The following is a 2,818-nucleotide window of genomic DNA, read 5'->3' on the forward strand; positions in this document are numbered from 1 at the left end:
GATCGACGCGTACGCCGCGAGTCAGGCCGAATAACGCGCCACGGGCATACGGGTCCCAGTATGGAGCGCCCAGGCCAGTGAAGGCCGGCACCAGATACACGCCGTTGCTGTCCTTCACTTTGTTGGCGAAGTATTCGGTGTCATGAGCGTCATTGATGATCTTCAGTTCGTCACGCAGCCATTGAACCGTGGAGCCGCCGTTGAATACCGCGCCTTCCAGTGCGTAAGCCACTTCGCCGCGCGGGCCGCACGCGATAGTGGTCAACATGCCGTGCTTGGACTTCACCGCTTTGTCGCCGGTGTTCATCAGCAGGAAGCAGCCGGTGCCGTAAGTGTTTTTCGCCTGACCGGGTTCGACGCACATCTGGCCAAACAGGGCGGCTTGCTGGTCACCGGCGATACCGCCAATGGCGATGCCGCTTTTGGTGTGGCCGTAGATTTCGGAGGAGGACTTCACCTGCGGCAGCATCTCGCGCGGAATATCCAGTATCTCCAGCATCTTCGCGTCCCACTCCAGGGTGTGGATGTTGAAGAGCATGGTGCGCGAGGCGTTGGTGTAATCGGTGACGTGGACTTTGCCGCCGGTATATTTCCAAATCAGCCAGCTGTCGACGGTGCCGAACAGAATTTCGCCGTTGCGCGCACGCTCGCGGCTGCCTTCGACGTTGTCGAGGATCCATTTGAGCTTGGTGCCGGAGAAGTATGGGTCGGTGACCAATCCGGTGGTGTCGCTGATGTATTGCTCGTGACCGTCGCGCTTGAGCTGCTGGCAGATCTCGGTACTGCGGCGGCACTGCCAGACGATCGCGTTGTAGATCGGGCGGCCGGTGGTCTTGTCCCAGACCACGGTGGTTTCGCGCTGGTTGGTGATGCCGATGGCTGCGACCTGGTCGTGATGCAGGCCGGCTTGCGCCAAGGCCTCGACCATCACGGCACTTTGGGTGGCGAAGATTTCCATCGGGTCATGTTCAACCCAACCGGCTTGCGGGTAATGCTGTGCGAATTCGCGCTGGGCGGTGCTGACCACGTTCGCGTCGCGATCGAAAACGATCGCGCGGGAGCTGGTCGTACCCTGATCGAGGGCAACGATGTAGTTCTTATTCTGAGTATCGGTCATGTCGATTGCCTTGGACGAAATATGGAGGTGAAGTCAGGCGCGCATCACAGGGTCACGCGTCTACGGTATCAAGAAGTTCTTGGTTTGCCGTCAATGGCCGGTGTTACGTCCTTTGTAGCAGGTGTGGCGTTGGGCAGATGACGGGCAATCAGCCCGCGATAAGCGCCAGCGCCGAGGCAGGCACCGACAATCGGTGCAAAAACAGGAATCAGGAAGTACGGGATATCACGCCCGCCGGTGAAGGAAATTTCACCCCAGCCAGCGAAGAAAGTCATCAGCTTCGGCCCGAAATCACGTGCCGGGTTCATCGCGAAACCGGTCAGCGGTCCCATCGAGCTGCCGATCACTGCTATCAGCAAGCCGATCAGCAGCGGCGCCATCGGCCCGTTTGGCAGACCGTTGTTGTCGTCGATCAGGGACATGATCACGGCCATCAGGATCGCGGTGATGATTACTTCCACCAGGAACGCCTGAGACGTGGTCAGGGTTGGGTTGGGGAAGGTCGAGAACACCGACGCCAATTCCAGACTGGCCTGTGTGCCACGAACCATATGGTGAGTTTGTTCGAAATCGAAGAATAGATTGCTGTACAGCGTGTAAACCAACAACGCACCGCAGAAGGCGCCCGCCACTTGGGAGAGGATGTAAAACGGCAATTTACGTTTTTCGAAATCAGTGAAAATACTCAGGGCGATGCTGACTGCGGGATTGAGGTGCGCACCGGAAACGCCAGCGGTCAGATAGATTGCCATGCTGACGCCGACGCCCCAGATGATGCTGATTTCCCACAAGCCAAAGCTGGCACCCGCGACCTTGAGCGCGGCAACACAGCCAGTACCAAAAAAGATCAGCAGCGCAGTCCCCAGAAACTCGGCCATGCATTGGCTCGAGAGCGACGGTTGTTGTAAAGCCGTTGTCATTGAAAACCTCAATTGTTTTTGTTGTCTGGCGCTTTTTTCATCATGGTCGAAGCGCGATTTTCACCAAGGCAGGATCCCCATCCTGGTCTTGGCTTACTGCCGGGTGTTGCTTTAGGGTTTTTCGTACAGATTCAGATTCGAAAAAATATAGACAAGAAACATGGCTGTCAAAGGTCGAAAGTGAACCGTCAGTCATAATCAAACTATTAGTCATGTGAATGATCGCGTTGTTCACGCGGCTCTTTTTTCGCGGACGAACGGTAATAGGCGCCGTCAACCCTTGAAAACAGGGGCGTAATAGAGCCTTTTGCGAATCAATGACCTAGAATCCAGCGCAAGATTTTTCTACTGCCGCCCAGTCTGGAGCTGTCATGACCCCCGCATTGGATTTGTTGAAAAAAGTTCGAGCCGAACATCGTGTGCACAGTTACGAACATGATCCCAAGGCCGCGTCTTATGGATTGGAGGCTGCCGAGAAGCTGGGGCTCAACCCGGCGCAGGTGTTCAAGACCTTGCTGGCGGCCAGCGAAAAAGGGGAGTTACTGGTGGCGGTGGTACCGGTGGGTGGGACTCTGGACTTGAAGCACCTGGCTCATGCGGCGGGTGTGAAAAAAGTCGAAATGGCCGATCCGGCCGCTGCGCAACGATCTACCGGTTATTTGTTGGGCGGCATTAGCCCGCTGGGACAGAAAAAGCGTTTGCGCACCTTTATTGATAGTTCGGCTCAGCCGTTCGCCAGTATTTTTGTCAGCGCGGGTCGGCGTGGTCTGGAGGTGGAATT

General features: G+C 56.5%; 3 protein-coding genes. 1 reads left to right on the plus strand and 2 read right to left on the minus strand.

Annotation, left to right across the window (positions count from 1 at the left end; all coding sequences use genetic code 11):
• Both glpK and AC1DRJ_RS23565 read right to left on the minus strand, forming a co-directional pair.
• The coding region (gene glpK, locus AC1DRJ_RS23560) for a glycerol kinase GlpK (protein WP_477804268.1) at nucleotides 1-1,117 on the minus strand (1,117 nt) is incomplete at its 3' end.
• Between the two features lie 68 nt (nucleotides 1,118-1,185).
• Nucleotides 1,186-2,037 carry an MIP/aquaporin family protein gene (locus AC1DRJ_RS23565; protein WP_477804269.1) on the minus strand — a complete coding sequence of 284 codons (852 nt, stop codon included), beginning with the start codon at nucleotides 2,035-2,037 and terminating at the stop codon, nucleotides 1,186-1,188.
• A gap of 371 nt (nucleotides 2,038-2,408) precedes the next feature.
• Here AC1DRJ_RS23565 and ybaK point away from each other — a divergent pair.
• On the plus strand, nucleotides 2,409-2,818 hold a 410-nt coding region (gene ybaK, locus AC1DRJ_RS23570), incomplete at its 3' end, for a Cys-tRNA(Pro) deacylase (RefSeq protein WP_477804270.1).

The organism is Pseudomonas sp. P5_B2 (genome assembly GCF_056400445.1).

Excerpts from the sequence above, each read along its gene's own strand:
- AC1DRJ_RS23565 (WP_477804269.1), bottom strand. The coding sequence starts at position 2,037 with ATGACAACGGCTTTACAACAACCGTCGCTCTCGAGCCAATGCATGGCC.